The following is an 18,280-nucleotide window of genomic DNA, read 5'->3' as shown; positions in this document are numbered from 1 at the left end:
CCCGTGGCCCGTGTCCGGCTCGCGACCCGTGCGTTCGATCCGGCAGACGCGCTGAACACCTTCACGCGCGCGCATCCCGAGGCGGGCGGCGTGGTCAGCTTTCTGGGGCAGGTGCGCGTGGGCGAAGGGGTCGAGGCGCTCGAACTGCGCCATTACGAACCGCTCACTTTGCCCGCGATGGAGGATCTGGCGGCGCGCGTGCACGCGCGTTGGGCGCTCGACGGGCTGCTGGTGATCCACCGCACCGGGGTGATGGAGCCGGGCGATCCGATCGTGCTGGTGGCCGCCGCCGCGCGCCACCGGCGCGACGCCTTTGCCGCGGCCGATTTCGCGATGGACCATCTTAAAAGCGAATCGTGGTTCTGGAAGCGCGAGAAAGTCGCTGGAACCTGGCGCTGGATCGAGCCGCGCGCCCAGGATTATGAAGATATTGCGCGCTGGCAGGCGCAAACACCCGCCTGATCGACCGCACGGTCCGTGGGCGCGACCGGCACCGCGGCTCCACGGCACCTCCACGGCATCTCTACTGGGCCTCCAACCCGACAAGGTTGGGTATGCGTAAGGAAATCGCGCGGGGTTTGACCCGCATCAATTCCTTCGCCCGCAAATCCCCGCAAAGTCCTCCTCAAGCAGCGCATCGGGCCGCTCCCTGGCGGGGCGGCTTGCGGCAGGCCGAAGCATTTTTCGGGAAACCTTCGGCCATGGGCTGGTCGTGGCCGAAGCGGGAAGTGCCCAAGGTTGCCATCGCCGTCTGAACGCAGCGCCGGTGCCGGGGGGCTTGCAGGCGATTGTGGGTTCAGGCGTTCGGGAAACCCCTCTTTCCATTGCGGGAAGAGGGGTTTTCTTGTTTGTTTCTAAGGCAGATTGCGGGGCGTGGCCCGGCGGTGGCCTCAGGCGCCCAGGCGCGCGGACAGCGTATCGAGCGTGGAATCCTGCTCGGCCAGGATGGCGGCCACGGTATCGCGCGCGGTGGCGATGGCCTCGGCCTTGGGGGAGGGGGTGACCGGCGATTCCTCGCGCGCGTCGACATAGAGCTGGTCGAGGTCGGCCAGTGCGGTCATCGCGCTCGAGCGGCTCGACTGCAATTGCGAGAGCGCAACTTGCGCCAGGCTCCACGAATCGCTCGCGGGCGCACCGGCGGCCGCGATTGCGCGCTCGGTCACAGGGCGCTGCCTGGCGAAGCTGGCGTCGGCCTGCCGCGCGACGGCGACCAGCCCGGCCAGCCGGGTCGTCAGGTTGGTATCGGCCGAGGGCAGGGCGGGCGCGGTTGCGGCGTTGTCGCTGGCGGCGCGTTGTGCGCGCATCTGCGTTTCGGCCTTGCGCAGCGAGAGCGAGGGGTAGTCGGCCGATGTCGAGCAGGCCGCGCTCAGCAGCGGCAGGGCCAGAAGGAGCGGGGTGCGGGCGAGGCGAACGAAACGGCAGTCCATGGCGGTCGCCATAGCACGCTCGCGGTGGGGATCGATACCGAATCGATTCGGCCTGAGCGGCAAAGAGCGGCCCGATCATGCCGCTCGGGTGGACGAGGCCCAATCGCGATTGGCCCGCCGCAGCGCTGCACAGCCGCCGTTCTGCGTGCCAAAGCCGCGCAAACGCATGGGCAGGCCTACTGAGCGGTTGACACGAATCGACCCTTGCCCTAACGGCTCGCTCTCTTTCCGGCATCCCGCACACAAATCACCGATTTGAGCGGATTGTCGGTGCGTCGCCCGCTAGGCTTCCCACGGTTCCTCGTTGGACCAAAGCGGCCGGGGCAAAAGCAATTGTTTCGGCTCGTTTCGGGCATACACGAGATTAGGTAAGGGCACCATGTTCGCAGTAGTGCGCACGGGCGGCAAGCAGTATCGGGTTGCCGCCGGAGACAAGATCGCGGTTGAAAAGCTGGCTGGTGAAGCCGGTGAGACCATTACGCTGGGCGATGTTCTGATCGCTGGCAAGGACGGTGAAGTCCTCGACGCCTCGAAGGTTTCGGTTTCGGCCGAAATCATCGCCCAGGCGAAGAGCGAGAAGGTCATCGTCTTCAAGAAGCGTCGTCGTCACAACTACCGTCGCAAGAACGGCCACCGCCAGCAGCTCACGCTGCTTCGCATCACCTCGGTCGGCTAAGCGCCGAATTTCGAAAGGAAAACGAGATGGCACATAAGAAAGCAGGCGGCTCGTCGCGTAACGGCCGCGACTCCGTTGGCCGCCGCCTTGGCGTCAAGAAGTTCGGCGGTCAGGAAGTGATCGGCGGCAACATCATCATCCGTCAGCGTGGCACCAAGGTGTATCCGGGCGTGAACGTCGGCATGGGCAAGGATCACACCCTGTTCGCGCTGACCGAAGGTCGCGTGCGCTTCCACGATGGCAAACTCGGCCGCAAGTACGTGTCGGTCGACGCCATGGCTGAAGCCGCCGAATAAGCGGATGGTCTTTATAAGGGCCATCCTGACGGGATGGCCCCGCCGAAGCTCCTAGGAGTTCTCGGCTGCACGAGGGAGAGGGCCACGGCCTGTCTCCCTCTTTGCGTTTCTCCCTCCATTTTCCCCGCATGCCGGGCGGCTCGCGCTGCCGGGCGCCTCTGTCCCCGGACGCGTTCGCCTGAAACGAACGTGTAACTTCAATGTCACAGGCAAGCGTTAAATGCCTGTTCGGGGCCGAAAAATGGAGAAACACCATGTTCATCCGCAGCGCGCGGCTTTTTCTGCGGCCCGGCTGGCCTGAAGACCGGGATGACCTGCATCGGGCGATTGCCGATCGCGCGGTCATCGACAACCTGTCACGAGTCCCCTGGCCCTATACCCCCGACGATGCCGCGCAGTTCCTCGACCTTCCGGTCGAACACGCGCTGCCGCGCTTCCTGATCACCCTGCCCGGACGCGACGGGACGCAGCTGGTCGGCTGCGTCGGGCTCACCCGTGCGCCCGGCTTTGCGGGCGGTGCCCCGCAATTGGGCTACTGGATCACGCGCGAGGCCTGGGGCCGGGGCTTTGCCAGCGAGGCGGGCCGTGCGGTGGTGGATCTTGCCCGCACGCTCGGCCACCGGCGTATCGTGGCGCGCCACTTCATCGACAACCCGGCTTCGGGCCGGGTGCTGCGCAAGATCGGCTTTCGCCCGACCGGGCGCACGCTCGAGCTGTTCAGTGCCGGGCGCGGCGGTTCGCACGCCGCGCTCGAATACGCGGTCGACCTTGCCGGACAAGGCGGCGGCGATGGATCGACCGATCTGATTCCCTGTCGCAAGGCGGCCTGAACGCCGGCCGGATCGCTCCGGCCGGTCCGGCTTGGTTCGCGCGCATACAAGACGCCAGGCGGCGGTTCATCGGCGCGCAGGAGCGGCGTCGGGCGTGGGCTGGCGGACGTCCGTGCGCTGCGATGGTTTGCGAATCGCCGAGTGCCCCCCACCGGGACTGTGCGAGGCGCAGCCCTCCCTAGTTGGGCGCTACCATCTTCTTAATGTCCTCTCGCCAGACCTGTTCGGGCATCGAGGAGGCTCTTTTCACCGTAAACTTCGTGCAATGCGCAATAGAATGTTGCATAGGGCGAACTGCGGAAAAGAAAACGACGGAGAGACGTACAATGTTCATCCGCACGGAGAGGTTGTTTATGCGGCCCGGCTGGCCGGAGGACCTGGACGAAATGTTCGAGGCCCTGAACGGTGAAGCCATGCCGCGAACACTGACAGTGCCTGACCTGCCCCGCTCCTTGAGCGAGATACGCGGTTTTCTGGAAAGACCGCGCAGCGCGCGGCTGCCCCAGTTCATGGCTTACTTGCGCGCGCCGGGTGGCCCGCAGCTGGTGGGCAGTATCGGGCTGATCGACGTCGCGGGCGAGGTGGAGCTGATCTACTGGATCAAGGCGCGTTTCTGCGGCCGCGGCTTTGCGAGCGAGGCGGTGCGGGCGATGCTCGACCAGGCGCGGGCGATGGGCCATCGCCAGATCGTGGCGCATACCCCGCTCGACAGCGAAGCCGACGCACGCGTCCTGCTCGCCGCCGGGTTCGAGGATACCTATCAGGTCGAGGAGCGCTTCAGCGCGCAGTGCGGCGGGTTCGACGCGGTCCACCGCTTCGAGGTCAGGCTGGCGCGCTGCGGAGCCGAAGCGCGATCGGCGGCCATGGCACAGCCCCACCAGTTGAGCGCCTAGAGCGGTTCATATCCGAGGTTTTCAGGCGGTGGGCTGCGCCGGATCGCTGTCCGGCACGGCGGGTTCGAGCGTGAGCCAGTACGGCACGCAGCCTTCGGGGATCGAATCGATGCGCCGATGGTCCACCGCCAGGCCAAGGTCGCTGTAGGCGGCGCGGCGGCGCTTTTCGTCCGACTGGGTGATCGGAACCACGATCAGCCGCCGGTTGACCTTCTGGCGCCAGTTCATGCGCGCGGTGTTTTCCTGCCCGACATAGCAGCCCTTGGTGAAGCTAACGCCGTGGAGTTCGGCGGCGTTGCATTCGAGCCAGAGCGTTTCGCCATCGCCCAGTTCGGCGCGCCCCTCGCACACGCCCAGCGCAAGCCGGTGCGCGCGCCAGGCGGCGTCGGCGCCGGTCAGGATGTCGTCGGGATCGTTGGGATCGAACGGGGCAATCCAGCGTTCGCCCAGCGCGGGAAGCCGCGGGTCGCTCGCCGCGCCGTCCCCTTCCTGCGCGCGCCAGTGGACGACGAGCGTATCGTCGCGGGCAATGTCGATCGCGCGGCGCAGGCGGTACATCGTCAGGCGCCGGACCAGCGCGTCGGCCGCGCTCGCCTCGCAATCGAGCAGCAGGTCCTTGCCCGAGGGCCACACGATGAAGTCGAACAGCACCTTGCCCTGCGGGCTGAGCAGGCCGGTCCAGACCGGCAGCGCCTTGGTCACGTCGGCGGTGAGCAGGCCTTGCAGGAAGGCGGCGACGTCCTCGTGCGAATCGGGGCGGGGGGCGAGCCGGATCACGGCGCGGTCGAACAGGCGGGTGGCGGTCATGCCTTGCGAGATGGGGGCGCCGCGCGCGATCGCAAGGCTTCGCGGCCCTGCGGGCGAAATTGTCGGGCGCGGGGGCCGTAAAGCGCTCAGGGCTGGGGGGTGAGGCGTTCGCGCAGTTCGTCGAGCACCCAGAGCGCGGCGGGGCCGGGCCGTCCATCGCGTCGCCACATCGCGACCAGCGGGTAGTTCGTGGCGAACGGTTCGGGCAGCGCGAGTTCGATCAACGCGCCGCTGGCAAGATCGGCGGTAATGGCGTCGCGCGGCATCGCGCCCCAGCCGATGCCCTCGCGCAGCAGGGCGTGTTTGGCGCCCAGGTCGGCAAGGCGCCAGGTGCGCTGGCTCATCACCGCGAAATCGCGGTTGCGCGTCAGCGGGGAGCGATCGGTGAGAACCAGCTGGAGATGGCTGCGCATGTCGCCGGGGCGGATGCGCGCCTGCTGGGCAAGCGGGTGCGTGGGCGCGGCCACGGGGACCATCTCGATGGCTCCGATGACTTCGGTTTCCAGTTCGGCGAGGCCGGGCAGATCGGGCCCGGCGATTGCCAGCGTGGCGCGTTCCTCGAGCAGCAGGCTGGGGACCGCGCCCAGCGCTTCGACGTGGAGGCGCAGTGGCACGCGGGGGAAGCGGACCTGGAAATCGCGCAGGAGCGGGGCCAGCACGTGGCCAGGCAGCATCACGTCGACGACCAGCGACAGTTCGGCTTCGAGCCCCTGGCGCAGGCTGCGTACCTTGGACAGCAGCGCGTCGAAATCTTCCGAAATGGCGTGGACTTCGGCAAGCAGCGCCCGGCCTTTTTCGGTCAGACTGGGACGGCGCGACCCTTCGCGCTCGAACAGGGTGAGATCGAGCTGCAGTTCGATTTGCGCGATGGCGTAACTGATCACCGAAACCGCGCGCCCCAGCCGCCGGGCCGCACCGCCAAAGCTGCCTTCCTCGACGACGGCGAGGAAGATGCGCAAGTGGTCGAGGCTGGGCGGAACGAGATTAGGCATTCAGCTTCCTTGAACATTTACATCCATTTTATTGCAATTTTCTGTTCAACATAAAAGCCCTATCATGGCTCGCATCAGTCTTGGCGGACCTCTTCCATCCGTTTTCCCGTCGTTTCCGGCCTTGTCGCAGGCGGCCGCTTTGTGCGGTCCGTTCCCCGCTACCGGCCGGTTTTCCCCACTTGAAAGGAGGGTGTCGCATGATCGAACTTCGCCCTCTGGCGAGTCTGGGGACGGCCAGCGAGGCGGGCGTCGAGGCGCAGTTCCATTTCTCGTTCGAGCGCTATCACGATCCGGCGCGGACCAATTGGGGGCGGCTTCGGGCCTGGAACGCCGTGCGTTTCGCGCCGGGCGCGCGCACCGCGCCGCATACCCACCACGACATGGAGATCGTCACCTGCGTGCACGAAGGGGCGGTGACCTACGCCGACACCGAGGGACACAGCGCCTGCACCGGGGTCGATGAAATTCAGGTCATCAGCGCGGGAGCGGGCATCGTCCACGGCGAATCCAACGCCCAAGCGACCCGTGCGCGCTGTTTCGAAATCTGGATCCTGCCCGATCGTCGGGGCGGCGCGCCGACATCCGCGCGGGGGCACTTCTCGCGCGGTGACCGCGCGGGACGGCTGGTCGCCCTGGCGAGCGGGCAGCCGTGCGATGCGGGAAGTCCGGCGCTGCCGCTCCGGGCCGACGCGCGGGTGCTGGGAGCGTGCCTCGAGGCGGGCCGGAGCGTGACGTACGACATCCAGGCCGCGCGCCATGCCTATCTCGTCGCGACCCAGGGCCGGATGCGCGTGGCGGACCCGCAGACGCACACCACGGTCGAGGCGCAAGCGGGCGACGGGGTGGCGATAACCGGGCTTTCCTCGTTCGGCGTTACCGCGCTAGAGGACGGGGAGATCGTCCTGGTGGACACCGCATGATGCGCGTGCCGATTGCGGCAGGCAGCGTTCGCGGCGCTGCCGGGAGGTCCGTCCTTATCGCCATTCTTGCAAGGAATTGAAGATCATGACTGCCACATCGCTTGGACGCACCGCGAATGAACGCGTCGAACCGCTGATCGTCAACCGGTGGTCGCCGCGCGCCTTCGATGGCAGCGAGATGCCGCAGGCGGATCTCGAGGCGATCCTCGAGGCGGGCGGGCTGGCGCCGTCCGCCTACAACACGCAGCCCTGGACCTTCCTCTATGCGCGGCGCGGCGATGCCAACTGGGAGATGTTCCTCTCGCTGCTGATCGATTTCAACAAGGGCTGGGCGCAGAACGCCTCGGCGCTGGTCTTCGTGGTGAGCGACACGCAAATGCGTTCGGAAAAGGGCAATTCGGACAATCACAGCCACAGCTTCGATGCGGGGGCGGCCTGGGTGCTCGCGGCGTTGCAGGCCGAAGCGCTGGGCTATCACACGCACGGGATGACCGGGATCAAGTTCGGTGAAGCCGAGAGCGCGCTCAAGGTTCCGGCCGACCACCGCCTCGAAGCCGCTTTCGTGATCGGGAAGAAGGCCGACAAGGCCGTGCTGCCCGATTTCCTTCAGGATCGTGAGGCGCCCTCGGGGCGCAAGCCACTGGGAGACATCGCGCGCGCGGGCGCGTTCGCCTGACTTCGAATATGCCTGACTTCGAATGTCCCTGACTTCGAATTTGCCTGTCTTTATTACGGTTTAGCCTGACGGACTGTTCCGTCAGGCAATCCGGCACCTGCCAACCTCCACCATCATCATCGGCAGGTGCCGAGCCTGGCCCGGTTCGTTTATCCCCTTCTCGACAGGGATGAACGGATCGGGCCCCCTTGTTGCGGGTTCCCCTTGGCGGGGAGAGCGACTTGTTATGGGACGCAAGTTTCGGAAAATTATGTTCAAAATTGAACAGATCGATACTTAGGCCAATCCCTAGGTATCACTCTTGAGAACGATCCGCAAAGGGAGTTTGAGGGAGTTTGAGCGCGGTCAAGCGCGCTTGGTCGCATCCGGCGAGCACCATGGCGTGCCGGATCGCACGGCGTTCGGGCGAACTGGATCTTTCTACACCAATCCCAGCCGCATCAGTTCGCGCGCCAGCTTGGGGGGCATCACGTCACCGCTGCTTTCGCCGTCGGTCAGATCGCGCGGGGCGTCCTCCTCCTTGAGGTAGCGCCAGCCCTGATGCGCGCGCTTGGGCTTGGTGACCACCGGGATCAGCCGCGGTTCGAGCCGGATGTGCCAGCGCCCGTCCGCCTCGCGCTGTTCGAAGCCGAGGATCGGCGAACGCCCGATCAGCGCGTGCTCGAAGATCCAGTAGAGCGATCCGCCGATCATTTCCTCATATCGCTTGGGCAGGTAGCGCGTGGTCAGCCGCGCTTCGCCGATCCCGGCGTGGCTTTCCAGCCAGGCGCGCAAGTCGGCGGGGCTCTCGGCGGAAAAGGCGATCTTCGTCATGTGCAGCGGCATGGCGCCAAGATAGGGATGGCAGGGGCCTGGTGAAAGAGCCGGACTTGTCGCCTGTGCGCGGTGGCTATAGGCCTTGCCACCAATGGAATTTCTCTTCGAGCTCCTGTTCCAGTTCTTCGGCGAACTGTTGCTCCAGTTTCTGGTCGAGGTGGGCTTCGAACAGGGCTTGCGCTGGCTGGGACGCGTGTTGCGATGGGTGCCCACGCCGCCGATCGCGGCGGCCTGGGTCACCTTGGGCGGCGTGGCGGCCGGTGGGTTCAGCCTTCTGGTCATGCCGCATTCGGCCATCCACGACCCGGCGCTGCGGCTGGTGAACCTGCTCGGCACCCCGGTGCTTTCGGGCGCGGCGATGACGCTGATCGGGCGGCTGCGGGTCCGGAAGGGCCAGTCGCTCGTCCGGCTCGACCGCTTCGGCTACGCCTTCCTGTTCGCCTTCACGATGGCGCTGATGCGCTACAACTGGGCCGCCTGAGCCGGACCCGGATTCAAGGCCAGCGTCAGGCGAGGCCGACGAGCACCGCGAGGCCGAGGAACGAGAAGAAGCCCATCGTATCGGTCGCGGTGGTCACGAAGACCGCCGAGGACACCGCCGGGTCGACGTTGAAGCGGTTGAGCGAGACGGGGACGAGAATCCCCGCGAGCCCGGCGACCAGGTTGTTGATGACCATCGCGGCGGCAATCACCGCGCCGAGCAGCGGGTTGCTGAAGATCAGCCAGGTGCCCACCCCGATCAGCGCGCCGAGCGCGGTGCCGTTGGTCAGCGCGATGCGGAATTCGCGTCCGATCATGCGCCAGGTGTTCGAATCGGTGAGCTGGTTGGTGGCGATCGCGCGCACCACCACCGCGAGCGTCTGCGTCCCCGCGTTGCCGCCCATGCCCGAGACGATCGGCATGAGCACCGCGAGCAGCGCGAAACGGCTGATCGCGCCCTGGAACAGCCCGACCACCGAGGAGGCGAGCATGGCGGTCGCCAGATTGACCACCAGCCACGACAGGCGCGCGCGCACGGTGAGCAGGATCGGCTCGTTGATGTCGCCATCGCCCGCGCCCGAAAGCAGCAGGGTATCCTCGCCCGCTTCTTCCTGGATGATGTGGACCACGTCGTCGACCGTGATCTGGCCGATCAGCCGGCCCGCGCTGTCGACCACCGCGGCCGAGATCAGCGCGTACTTCTGGAAGCGCAGGGCGACCTCTTCCTGGTCCATGTCGACCGGGATCAGCGTCTGTTCGCGCTTCATCAGGTCGTGCAGCGGGATGTTGCGCGGGCAGCGCAGAATCCACGAGAGCGCGCAGGTCCCCAGCGGCCGGTGCATCGGATCGACGATGAACACTTCCCAGAATTCGGTCGGCAGCTCGCGGTGTTCGCGCAGGAAATCGATGAGATCGCCCACCGTCATCGTTTCGGGCACCGCGACGAGGTCGCGGCTCATCATGCGGCCGGCGGATTCGTCGGGGTAGGACAGCGCCGATTCGATCGCGGCGCGGTCCTCGGGCTCCATCTCGGCGAGGACCGCCTGCTGGTCCTCCTCGTCGAGATCCTCGAGCATCGCGACCGCGTCGTCGGTGTCGAGTTCGCCCGCAATCTCGGCGACCACTTCGGGCGGCAGCGCCTCGACCAGCAGTTCGCGCACCCAGTCGTTCAGCTCGGCGATGACCTCCACGCCCATGAGGTCGCGGATCGAACGGGCGAGGACCAGGCGCTGGTCGGCGTCGACCAGCTCGAACAGGTCGGCGATGTCGGCGGGGTGGAGCGGCTCGACCAGCTCGTAGACGCGGTCGAAATCCTCGTCCCACAAGGCGTCCTTGACCGCGCGCACGAAGTCGGCCTTGAGGATGTTCTCCTCGTCGAGGCTTTCGGTCTCGCCCTCGCTTTCGGCGTTTTCGGGTTCGGCGCTCGCCTCCGACGACCCGTCGGGCGCACCGGGATCGGCGCGCACGAGCACGTCGTCTCGGGTCTCGTCGTCCTGGGGTGGCCGTTCGCTCATCGTGCCGGGTCTACGCACCAATTTCGCAATTGCAACAGCGCGGCGGCCTGCGGATGAAATTACGCCCCGCTGTCCACACCGAACGTGACAATGGCGCCCCATCGCCTATATCGGGCCGGTTCAACCAACGGGCGGCCCCGCTGCCGCCGGTTCGCCAGCAGCCCGCCAAGACGCGGGACATATGGAGTTTTCGATGGCTGATGAATTTCTTACCCTGACGCTCGACACCGGCAACGGCGAAGGCGGCGACGTCAAGATCAAGCTGCGCCCCGACCTGGCTCCGGGCCACGTCGCGCGCATCAAGGAGCTGACCGGCGAAGGCTTCTACGACGGCGTCAAGTTCCACCGCGTGATCCCCGGCTTCATGGCGCAGGGCGGTTGCCCGGACGGCACCGGCATGGGCGGTTCGGACAAGCCGGACCTCCAGGCCGAATTCAACGCCGAACCGCACGTGCGCGGCGTGTGCTCGATGGCGCGCACCAGCTACCCGCACTCGGCCAACAGCCAGTTCTTCATCTGCTTCGACGACGCGCGCTTCCTCGACAAGCAGTACACCGTGTGGGGTGAAGTGGTCGAAGGCATGGAGCACGTCGACGCGCTGCCCAAGGGCGAGCCGCCGCGCGAGCCGGGCAAGATCGTCAAGGCCGCCGTTTCGGAAGGCTGATGGCTGTGCGGGCGCAAGCCCGCGCGCCGGAACAAAAGGGCGCTTCCCGTAAGGGAGGCGCCTTTTTCGTTGAAAGTCCGGCGATCGGCCAGCCTGCCTGGAGCATTTTTCAGTCAGGTCGAATTACCTGACGGTTCAGAAAATGCGTCAAAACAAAAGTCTAGAGCGGTAGATCTGATGCAACCAGATCGAAAACCACTAGAACGCTGCCGTGATGCCGAACCGCGCCGAGATCCGGCTGTAGTCGTAAAGTTCAAGCGTCGACCACGTGCGCTCGTATGTCACGCCAATGACGGGGGCGAACGAACCCACCTTCAGCGCGCGCAGCGTGTCGGTCAGACCCAGCGCGAGGCGGTTATCGATGCGCTTGCGGGGGTAGAGGAAAATACGTTCGTCCGCCTCCAGGTGCGAATAGCTCGCCGAGCCCACCAGCGTCATGCCGCCCATCTCGCGGTAGAGGTAGAGCGCGGTGCCCAGGCTTTTCGTCGCATAGGCCGGATCGCGCGCGCCCTGGCGTGCGCCGTTCACCCGCACGCTGGCGCCGGTGCGGGCCGAGAACGCGCGGTCGAGCCCCAGTTCAACACTTGTGAGCGTGCCGTCGCGCGCGTCGCTGAAATGGTCGTTGCGCACTTGCGCGCTGGCCTCCAGGCTCATTTGCGTGCGCCGTCCGGCCGGGTGGCGCAGGCTGGCCTGTCCCCCCCAGGCGTCGAGATAGGGCTGGCCACCGTACCAGCGCGCGAGGTAGGTCCCTGAAAACGCGAGGATGTCCCGGCCCGATTGCCAGCGTGGTCCCAGGTTCGCGCCCAGTGCGTAATCGTTGAACGCATCCTGGCGATAGAACGACCCGCTGGCGTTGAGTTCGGCGCGCAAGGTCAGGTGCGGGGCGATGGGCAGGCGGCCCCAGACCTGCCCGCGCGAGGAGAGGCCAAGGCCGCTCTGCGCCTGGGCATCCTTGCTGAGGTTGAAGTCCCCGATGATCGTGCCGAGCGTGTCGGATCGCGTTGCCCGGTTGATGTTGTTGTCCGGGGCCAGCGCCAGGTCGAAGCTGACGCCATAAGGACGCTGCGCGTTGAGCGCTCCGGCGTAGAAATCGACCACCCGCTCGACCGCCGGTGGCAGGCCGGCGGCGCGCGCCGCGCGCAGTTCGCGTTCGGCCGATCGCACGTGCCCCATGGCGGCCTGCATGCGGGCCAGTTCGACCCGTGCGGGCGTCGCATCGGGCGTATGGTCGAGTATCTCGCGCAGCAGAACGGCCGCCTCGCGGGTTCGCGACAGGTGCTCGTGCAGCATCAGGGCCAGGCGGAAGCGGGCTTCGTCCGCGACCTGCCGGTCCTTGTTGGCCATCAGCGCGCGGTAGGCGGTTTGCGCATCACCATAGTCGCCGCTGTCGCGGGCCTTGTCGGCTGCGGCAAAGAGCTGTCCCGGCGTTAGCGTGACGGTGGCCGGCGGCGCGGCAGGGGATGCGGAGAGCGTGCCTGGGACCTCATCTGCCGCGTGCGCGGCAAAGGCGGGCAGCAGCAGGGCGAGGGCGGAGGCGAACGCCGCGCGGGCGCGCAAGCGATCAGTTCCGTTTGCCGTAGAAGACGCCCGAGTAGGACGCATCCGCCTCGTTGGCCAATGCGGAGGGGGTGTAGAACTCGAAGGTCCCGCCGATTTCCTCACCCGAGGGGCCATAGAGTGCGCCCTCGATCGAGCCGAACGAATGGCCGGGCGTCTGCATCAGTAAGGTATCGAAGCCGTAGGCGTTGCCTTGCGAAGAAAACGTCATCGTCGGCAGGTCGATCTTCTCGTTCGCGCTGGTGTAGGCGTCCGCATCGAAGGTGCCGTTGACCGTTTCCTTGGCAAAATCGATGTCGATCGCGGTGGTGCCGGTCACCGTCAGCGCGGCCATGTCGGCGTATCGCGTGCCCGATCCCAGGACCGTGGCGTCGAAGTGGGCGGTGCCGGTGGCGGGAAGCGTATCGGCCTGCGTGCGCACGCCGTAGCTGAACCAGCTGGAAACCTGCTGTTCGCTCAGATTGCCGATGGCGCGGGTTTCGGTCCAGTGGCCGAAGCTGGAATAGGTCAGCTGGATTTCGGGATTGTCGGGGCCGGGCTGGAACATCTCGAGGCGATAGTCACCGTTGGCGTTGCTCGTCTCGTAGATGGCGAAACGGGTGTCGCTGGACACCAGGTCGGCCTGGGTGAAGGTGACGTCGCTGTAACGCGCGTCGCTGATCCCGGTCACCAGCGTGATGGCGTCGTCATCGTCGAAGGTGACGGAGCCGTAGTCGTCGGGGAAATAGTAGGCGCTGGCTTCGCCGGAGGTCTCGCCCGGAAACAGCGCGGCCACGGTGGTACCAACCAGCGTGTAATACGAGCGGGCGCCGTCGTCGAGCGCGCTGAAATTGACGTCGGTGTCATCGCTGGCCTTGGTGCCGGCAAAGGCGCCGCTGAACGAACCGGTGCCATCGACATTGGTGCCCACCACGCTTCCGCCGACTTCGGAGGCGTCCGGCCCGAACAGCGTTGCCAGGACCGTGCCCTGATAGGTTTCGTAGCGCCCGTCGTAGGCGAAGTTGCCGGTCAGGTTGCCGCTCGACGACAGATAACCCGCTCCCTGCCAGGCGTGGCAGCAGGTCCAGTAGTCGGCGTCGTTGTTGTATTCGGTGGCATCGCCTGAAAGGCTGAACAGGCCCTGCGCGAAGTCCAGCGAGAACGTGCCGTCGCCCAGGACCGTATGCACGAATTCGTTGGGTGGGGCGACGACGCCAAGCAAGGTGATGTCATAGGTTGCGCTGCCGGTCAGTGGAATGTCGGCCGGTTCGGTGGCAAAACCATAGGCGAAGACGTCGTAGCTCAGGTCCTCGCTGGTGTCCCTGCGCTGCCACAGGCCCAGCGAGACGTATTGCGTGCCATCACCGATATTGGCGCGGTTGAGCAGGGTCAGCTTGTCGAGCCCGCCGGTTGTTGTGGAGGAATATTGGGCCTGACCGGCATCGTCGAGGCCGGAATATTCGGCCGGACCGAAACGCGATGTGCCGCCGTTGCTGGACACGGTGTAGGTGTCCGAGGCGGCGTCGTAGCTGAAGCTGAGCGCGGCGCGCGCGGACGTCGAGGCGGTCACCGTGCCATCGTCGGCCGAAAGAGTCTGGACAGCTTGCGCGGAAAGGGTGTCGAACGCGGCGTCGGACTGCAAGTCGGCCAGTGTCGGGCTGGGCGTGGCGGTGGCCACCGGGGTGGGTGTGGAGGTGACACTTTCATCGCCGCCGCCGCCGCAGGCGCAGAGCAGAAGGGTCATCACCGAAACGGTGATCGAATAAGGAATCGTCGTGCGCATGAAACCCGCCAGTGTTGCGCTGCAGATTTCAGTATCTGATACGTTATTTATCTCAGATGCAAGTGCATGTGGCGGATATATATTATTTTTTTAGAATAGCGCGGCGTTCCGCCGCTTGCGGCGGGAAACCCCGCCGAAAGCCAGGCGGGGTAGCCCTTGGCGCATGGGTGTAGCCTATTCGCGGATTGTGGCGAACCAGATCACGTGCTTGGGGCCCTTGCCGTTCGATCGGGCGGGCACCTTGCGCTCCTCGACCGCGAACCCGGCGCGTTCGAGCCGGCGGGTGAAGTTCGGATCGGGGCCGGCGGACCAGATCGCGAGCACGCCCTCAGGCGTCAGCGCGCGCTTGGCGGCGCGCAGGCCCGCCTTGGAATAGAGCACGTTGTTGTCCTCGCGCACGAGCCCGTCGGGCCCGTTGTCGACGTCGAGCAGGATCGCGTCGTAATCGCCATCGCCCGCCTCGATGTGCAGGGCGACGTCGTTCATGACCAGGTTGACGCGCGGATCGTCGAGACAGCCCGCTTCCAGCTCCTTCATCGGACCGCGCGCCCATTCAATGATCTCGGGCACCAGTTCGACCACCGTCGCCTGCCCGTTTTCGGGCAGCACCTTGAGCGCGGCGCGCAGGGTGAAGCCCATGCCGTAGCCGCCGATCAGCATGTGCGGGCGCTTGGCGCGCTTGATGCGCTCGTAGCTCATCGTCGCGAGCGCTTCTTCCGAGCCCCACTTGCGGCTCGACATCAGCTCGTTGTGGCCCAGCACGATCATGAAGTCCTTGTCGTGCCGGAACAGTTCGAGCTTTTCGCCGCCCGGAACCCAGGCCGCGTCGAGCAGCTCGCGCGCGATCATGCCTCCACGCCTTCGGGTGCGGCGGCGGCCGGTGCGGGCACGGCGGGCTTGAGGTCAGGCGGGGTGGACGCGTCCTTGAGCAGGGCGATGGCCTCTTCGAGGCTCATGACCTTCTGGTGCTGTTCGCCCAGCGTGCGGATGGCGACGGTGCCTTCCTCGGCTTCGCGCGCGCCGACCACCAGCAGGTAGGGCACCTTGGCGAGGCTGTGTTCGCGCACCTTGTAGTTGATCTTCTCGTTGCGCAGGTCCGCTTCGACGCGGATGCCCGCCGCCTTGAGCTTGGCGACCGCTTCGCTGGCGTAGCTGTCGGCGTCCGAGATGATCGTCGCGACGACCGCCTGGACCGGCGCCAGCCAGGCCGGGAGACGCCCGGCGAAGTGTTCGATCAGGATGCCGATGAAGCGTTCATAGGAACCGAAGATCGCGCGGTGGAGCATGACCGGGCGGTGCCGCGCACCGTCCTCGCCGATGTAGGACGCGTCGAGCCGTTCGGGCAGGACGCGGTCGGACTGGATCGTGCCGACCTGCCAGGTGCGCCCGATCGCGTCGGTCAGGTGCCATTCGAGCTTGGGCGCGTAGAACGCGCCTTCACCGGGCAGTTCCTCCCAGCCGTATTCGGGGGTGGCCAGGCCCGCTTCGGCGACCGCGTTGCGCAGTTCCTCTTCGGCCTTGTCCCACATTTCGTCCGAGCCGAAGCGCTTTTCGGGGCGCAGCGCGAGCTTGATCGCATAGGTGAAGCCGAAGTGCTTGTAGACCCGGTCCGCCAGTTCGCAGAAGGCGCGCGTTTCGGCGACGATCTGGTCCTCGCGGCAGAAGATGTGCCCGTCGTCCTGCGTGAACTGGCGCACGCGCATCAGGCCGTGGAGCGCGCCGTGCGGTTCGTTGCGGTGGCAGCAGCCGTTCTCGACGATGCGCAGGGGCAGGTCACGGTAGGACTTGATGCCCTGCTTGAAGATGAGGACGTGCGCCGGGCAGTTCATCGGCTTCAAGGCCATCCACTCGGCATCGTCCGACACCAGCGGGCCTTCGTCCTCGGTGTTGGGGGTTTCGTCGGGGATGACGAACATGTTCTCGCGGTACTTGCCCCAGTGGCCCGACTGCTCCCACTGGCGCGCGTCCATCACCTGCGGGGTCTTCACTTCCTTGCAGTCCGCGCTTTCGACCGCGCGGCGCATGTAGTCTTCGAGCGCGCGGTAGATGACGTAGCCGTTGGGGTGCCAGAACACCGAGCCGTGGGCTTCCTGCTGGAGGTGGAACAGGTCCATCTCGGCGCCCAGCTTGCGGTGGTCGCGCTTGGCCGCTTCCTCCAGCCGGGTGAGGTGGGCATTGAGCTGCTTCTTGGTGAGCCAGCCGGTGCCGTAGATGCGGGTGAGCTGCGCGTTGTTCTGGTCGCCGCGCCAGTAGGCGCCAGCGACGCGCATCAGCTTGAAGGCGGCCGGATCGAGCTTGCCGGTCGAAGGCAGGTGCGGCCCGCGGCACATGTCGAGCCAGGCGCCTTCCGAGTGCGGCTGGCCCGACCAGTAGACGGTCAGCTCCTGGTCGTCGGGCAGCTGGGCGGCCCATTCGGCCTTGAAGGTCTCGCCTTCCTCGACCCACTTGGCGATCAGCTGTTCGCGGCTCCACGCCTCGCGCACCAGCGGCTTGTCGGCCCTGATGATCTCGCGCATCTTGTCCTCGATCGCGGGAAGATCGTCCATCGAGAAGGGCGCGCGGCTGGCGGGCGCCATCACGTCGTAGTAGAAACCGTCGTCGGTCGAAGGGCCGAAGGTGATCTGCGTGCCGGGCCAGAGCGCCTGCACCGCTTCGGCGAGCACGTGCGCGTAGTCGTGGCGGGCAAGGTCGAGCGCTTCGGCCTCGTCCTTGGCGGTGACCAGCGCGAGCGACGCGTCGCCGGTGAAGGGGCGGCTGAGGTCGACCAGCTCGCCGTCGATCTTCGCGGCGAGCGCAGCCTTGGCGAGACCGGGGCCGATCGCGGCGGCGACGTCGCCGGGAGTCGAGCCTTCGGGCATTTCGCGCACCGAACCGTCGGGAAGGCTGATCTTGAACATCTCGGACATCGAACTCGTCTTTCGTTCCTGGGCCGCGCGCGGGGTGGCGGTGTGCCTTGGCTCAGCGCCCTTTGGCACATGCGCGCGCGCAGCGGCAAGGTCCGGCGTCAGCTAAATCGGCTTGAATTCGGGAGAATGACGCCATTTTCGCCCGAAGCCCGGGCAGCGGCGGTGCGTGGGCTCAGGCCACAACCAACCGTGCCCGGGCGCGCCGGGTGGTGGTGGTCGTGATGGTAGTCACACGCTTGCTCATTGCCGCCCGCTATAGGCGCGTGCGGGGCGATTGTCACCCGCTTTGCGCAGGGCGACCGGCTGGCTGGCGTTTCGTGTTGCCCGCAAGGGGCCATTGGCGGTACAACCGGCGCGTCCATTGGGGAGAACGACCATGTCCGGGGTAAGACAGGGGAGGCGCGGCCGGCTGGTCGCGGCATCGCTCGTCGGGCTGTGCCTGGTCGGCGTTGCGGTTGTCGCCACGGGCTACGATGCGCGCGATCTCGAGCTTAGCGTGACGCCGCTTTACACCATTACCGAGACCGGAAACCGCGTTCTCGTGCGTATTTCGAGCCCGGTACTTTACTGATTTTTCATTAAAAAGTGGATTTTCAGCGCCGTCGCGGGACCAGCGTGCGCCGACGCTCGGCAAGGCGTTGCCAGAGCACTGCGGCGAGCCACCCTGCGCCCAGGCACACAAAGGGCCGCACCGCATCCATGCCCGCCAGCGAGACGAAAGCGGCGGGGATCAGCAGGGCGGCCAGCAGCGGGTAGAGGCTGGCGGCATAGGGCAGCAGCCAGCGTCCGGGGCCGCGTTGCCCTTCGTGCCGCCGACGCACCACCATGACCGCGAAAGCCGCCGCGAAGGCGAACACCAGCGCGGCATCGTAGAGCCGGGCGAACCAGGTGAGGCGCGAATCGGTGCGCGCGGGGACCGGTGCTGAGAGGGTATCGGGAGAGGGGGCCGCCCTGGGTCTCGGCGCGGCGAGCGCGCCAAGGCGCGCAAGCGCGTGCGCCGGGGCGGCGTTCAATACACGCAGCGTGGTCTGGCGCGCGGCCGGATCGCGCACCAGCCAGGGTGC

General features: G+C 66.6%; 20 protein-coding genes and 1 pseudogene. 11 read left to right on the top strand and 10 right to left on the bottom strand.

The genetic code is table 11. The features are described 5' to 3' along the window. Nucleotides 1-3 precede the first annotated feature (3 nt). Together MTR62_RS10685 and MTR62_RS10680 are read left to right on the top strand one after the other, a co-directional pair. Entirely contained in the window at nt 4-462 is a 459-nt protein-coding gene (locus tag MTR62_RS10685; RefSeq protein ID WP_244020658.1) for a molybdenum cofactor biosynthesis protein MoaE, read from the top strand. A 116-nt stretch (nt 463-578) separates the two neighbouring features. Continuing rightward, nucleotides 579-755: a hypothetical protein gene (locus tag MTR62_RS10680; protein WP_244020573.1), complete on the top strand. Its 177-nt coding sequence runs from the start codon at nt 579-581 to the stop codon at nt 753-755. A 135-nt stretch (nt 756-890) separates the two neighbouring features. On the opposite strand, the gene MTR62_RS10675 is transcribed toward MTR62_RS10680, so the two are convergent. Next, nucleotides 891-1,427: a hypothetical protein gene (locus tag MTR62_RS10675; RefSeq protein WP_244020570.1), complete on the bottom strand. Its 537-nt coding sequence runs from the start codon at nt 1,425-1,427 to the stop codon at nt 891-893. A gap of 379 nt (nt 1,428-1,806) precedes the next feature. On the opposite strand from MTR62_RS10675, the gene rplU reads away from it, so the two are divergent. The 4 genes from rplU (at nt 1,807) to MTR62_RS10655 (ending at nt 4,122) form a co-directional block, all read left to right on the top strand. After that, a complete protein-coding gene (gene rplU, locus MTR62_RS10670) occupies nt 1,807-2,103 on the top strand; it encodes a 50S ribosomal protein L21 (RefSeq protein ID WP_214200850.1) in 297 nt (98 codons plus the stop codon). Nucleotides 2,104-2,129: 26 nt separating this feature from the next. Next, a complete protein-coding gene (rpmA, locus tag MTR62_RS10665; protein WP_244020568.1) occupies nt 2,130-2,399 on the top strand; it encodes a 50S ribosomal protein L27 in 270 nt (89 codons plus the stop codon). A gap of 254 nt (nt 2,400-2,653) precedes the next feature. Beyond that, nucleotides 2,654-3,229 (top strand): GNAT family N-acetyltransferase, encoded by a 576-nt coding sequence (locus MTR62_RS10660; RefSeq protein WP_244020560.1) that lies wholly within the window; start codon nt 2,654-2,656, stop codon nt 3,227-3,229. A gap of 203 nt (nt 3,230-3,432) precedes the next feature. After that, nucleotides 3,433-4,122 (top strand): GNAT family N-acetyltransferase, encoded by a 690-nt coding sequence (locus MTR62_RS10655; protein ID WP_327194399.1) that lies wholly within the window; start codon nt 3,433-3,435, stop codon nt 4,120-4,122. Between the two features lie 21 nt (nt 4,123-4,143). On the opposite strand, the gene ygfZ is transcribed toward MTR62_RS10655, so the two are convergent. Together ygfZ and MTR62_RS10645 are read right to left on the bottom strand one after the other, a co-directional pair. Further along, nucleotides 4,144-4,929, bottom strand: coding sequence for a CAF17-like 4Fe-4S cluster assembly/insertion protein YgfZ (gene ygfZ / locus MTR62_RS10650; protein WP_244020556.1), 786 nt, complete (start codon nt 4,927-4,929; stop codon nt 4,144-4,146). A gap of 86 nt (nt 4,930-5,015) precedes the next feature. After that, nucleotides 5,016-5,921, bottom strand: coding sequence for a LysR family transcriptional regulator (locus MTR62_RS10645; RefSeq protein WP_244020554.1), 906 nt, complete (start codon nt 5,919-5,921; stop codon nt 5,016-5,018). Between the two features lie 197 nt (nt 5,922-6,118). Here MTR62_RS10645 and MTR62_RS10640 point away from each other — a divergent pair, with 197 nt between their 5' ends. Together MTR62_RS10640 and MTR62_RS10635 are read left to right on the top strand one after the other, a co-directional pair. Next, complete coding sequence (locus MTR62_RS10640) at nt 6,119-6,841, top strand: pirin family protein (protein ID WP_244020545.1); 723 nt, start codon at nt 6,119-6,121, stop codon at nt 6,839-6,841. 85 nt (nt 6,842-6,926) lie between these two features. After that, nucleotides 6,927-7,517, top strand: coding sequence for a nitroreductase family protein (locus MTR62_RS10635; protein WP_244020537.1), 591 nt, complete (start codon nt 6,927-6,929; stop codon nt 7,515-7,517). 420 nt (nt 7,518-7,937) lie between these two features. Here MTR62_RS10635 and MTR62_RS10630 read toward each other — a convergent pair whose 3' ends face one another. Continuing rightward, a complete protein-coding gene (locus MTR62_RS10630; RefSeq protein WP_244020536.1) occupies nt 7,938-8,342 on the bottom strand; it encodes a DUF1489 family protein in 405 nt (134 codons plus the stop codon). 82 nt (nt 8,343-8,424) lie between these two features. On the opposite strand from MTR62_RS10630, the gene MTR62_RS10625 reads away from it, so the two are divergent. Further along, nucleotides 8,425-8,814 (top strand): hypothetical protein, encoded by a 390-nt coding sequence (locus MTR62_RS10625; RefSeq protein WP_244020535.1) that lies wholly within the window; start codon nt 8,425-8,427, stop codon nt 8,812-8,814. 25 nt (nt 8,815-8,839) lie between these two features. On the opposite strand, the gene mgtE is transcribed toward MTR62_RS10625, so the two are convergent. Continuing rightward, nucleotides 8,840-10,327: a magnesium transporter gene (mgtE, locus tag MTR62_RS10620; protein WP_244020650.1), complete on the bottom strand. Its 1,488-nt coding sequence runs from the start codon at nt 10,325-10,327 to the stop codon at nt 8,840-8,842. A 193-nt stretch (nt 10,328-10,520) separates the two neighbouring features. Here mgtE and MTR62_RS10615 point away from each other — a divergent pair, with 193 nt between their 5' ends. Next, on the top strand, nt 10,521-10,991 hold the full coding sequence (locus MTR62_RS10615; RefSeq protein ID WP_244020533.1) for a peptidylprolyl isomerase: 471 nt from the start codon (nt 10,521-10,523) through the stop codon (nt 10,989-10,991). 198 nt (nt 10,992-11,189) lie between these two features. Here MTR62_RS10615 and MTR62_RS10610 read toward each other — a convergent pair whose 3' ends face one another. The 4 genes from MTR62_RS10610 to thrS all read right to left on the bottom strand — a co-directional run bounded on the left by MTR62_RS10610 (nt 11,190) and on the right by thrS (nt 17,216). Beyond that, a complete protein-coding gene (locus MTR62_RS10610) occupies nt 11,190-12,548 on the bottom strand; it encodes a surface lipoprotein assembly modifier (protein WP_244020531.1) in 1,359 nt (452 codons plus the stop codon). 4 nt (nt 12,549-12,552) lie between these two features. Next, nucleotides 12,553-14,310: a transferrin-binding protein-like solute binding protein gene (locus MTR62_RS10605; protein WP_244020522.1), complete on the bottom strand. Its 1,758-nt coding sequence runs from the start codon at nt 14,308-14,310 to the stop codon at nt 12,553-12,555. Nucleotides 14,311-14,484: 174 nt separating this feature from the next. Then, nucleotides 14,485-15,159 carry a spermine/spermidine synthase domain-containing protein gene (locus tag MTR62_RS10600; protein ID WP_244020519.1) on the bottom strand — a complete coding sequence of 225 codons (675 nt, stop codon included), beginning with the start codon at nt 15,157-15,159 and terminating at the stop codon, nt 14,485-14,487. Next, nucleotides 15,156-17,216 carry a threonine--tRNA ligase gene (thrS, locus tag MTR62_RS10595; RefSeq protein ID WP_244020517.1) on the bottom strand — a complete coding sequence of 687 codons (2,061 nt, stop codon included), beginning with the start codon at nt 17,214-17,216 and terminating at the stop codon, nt 15,156-15,158. The genes MTR62_RS10600 and thrS overlap by 4 nt, the downstream gene beginning before the upstream one ends. A 376-nt stretch (nt 17,217-17,592) precedes the next feature. On the opposite strand from thrS, the gene MTR62_RS10590 reads away from it, so the two are divergent. Beyond that, entirely contained in the window at nt 17,593-17,787 is a 195-nt protein-coding gene (locus MTR62_RS10590; protein WP_244020501.1) for a hypothetical protein, read from the top strand. A 22-nt stretch (nt 17,788-17,809) separates the two neighbouring features. Here MTR62_RS10590 and MTR62_RS10585 read toward each other — a convergent pair. Further along, nucleotides 17,810-18,280, bottom strand: a pseudogene (locus MTR62_RS10585) (hypothetical protein); the annotation flags it as partial.

The organism is Novosphingobium organovorum, from assembly GCF_022832435.1.
Lineage (GTDB): Bacteria > Pseudomonadota > Alphaproteobacteria > Sphingomonadales > Sphingomonadaceae > Novosphingobium > Novosphingobium organovorum.
This window is presented reverse-complemented; position numbering and strand designations above follow the sequence as displayed.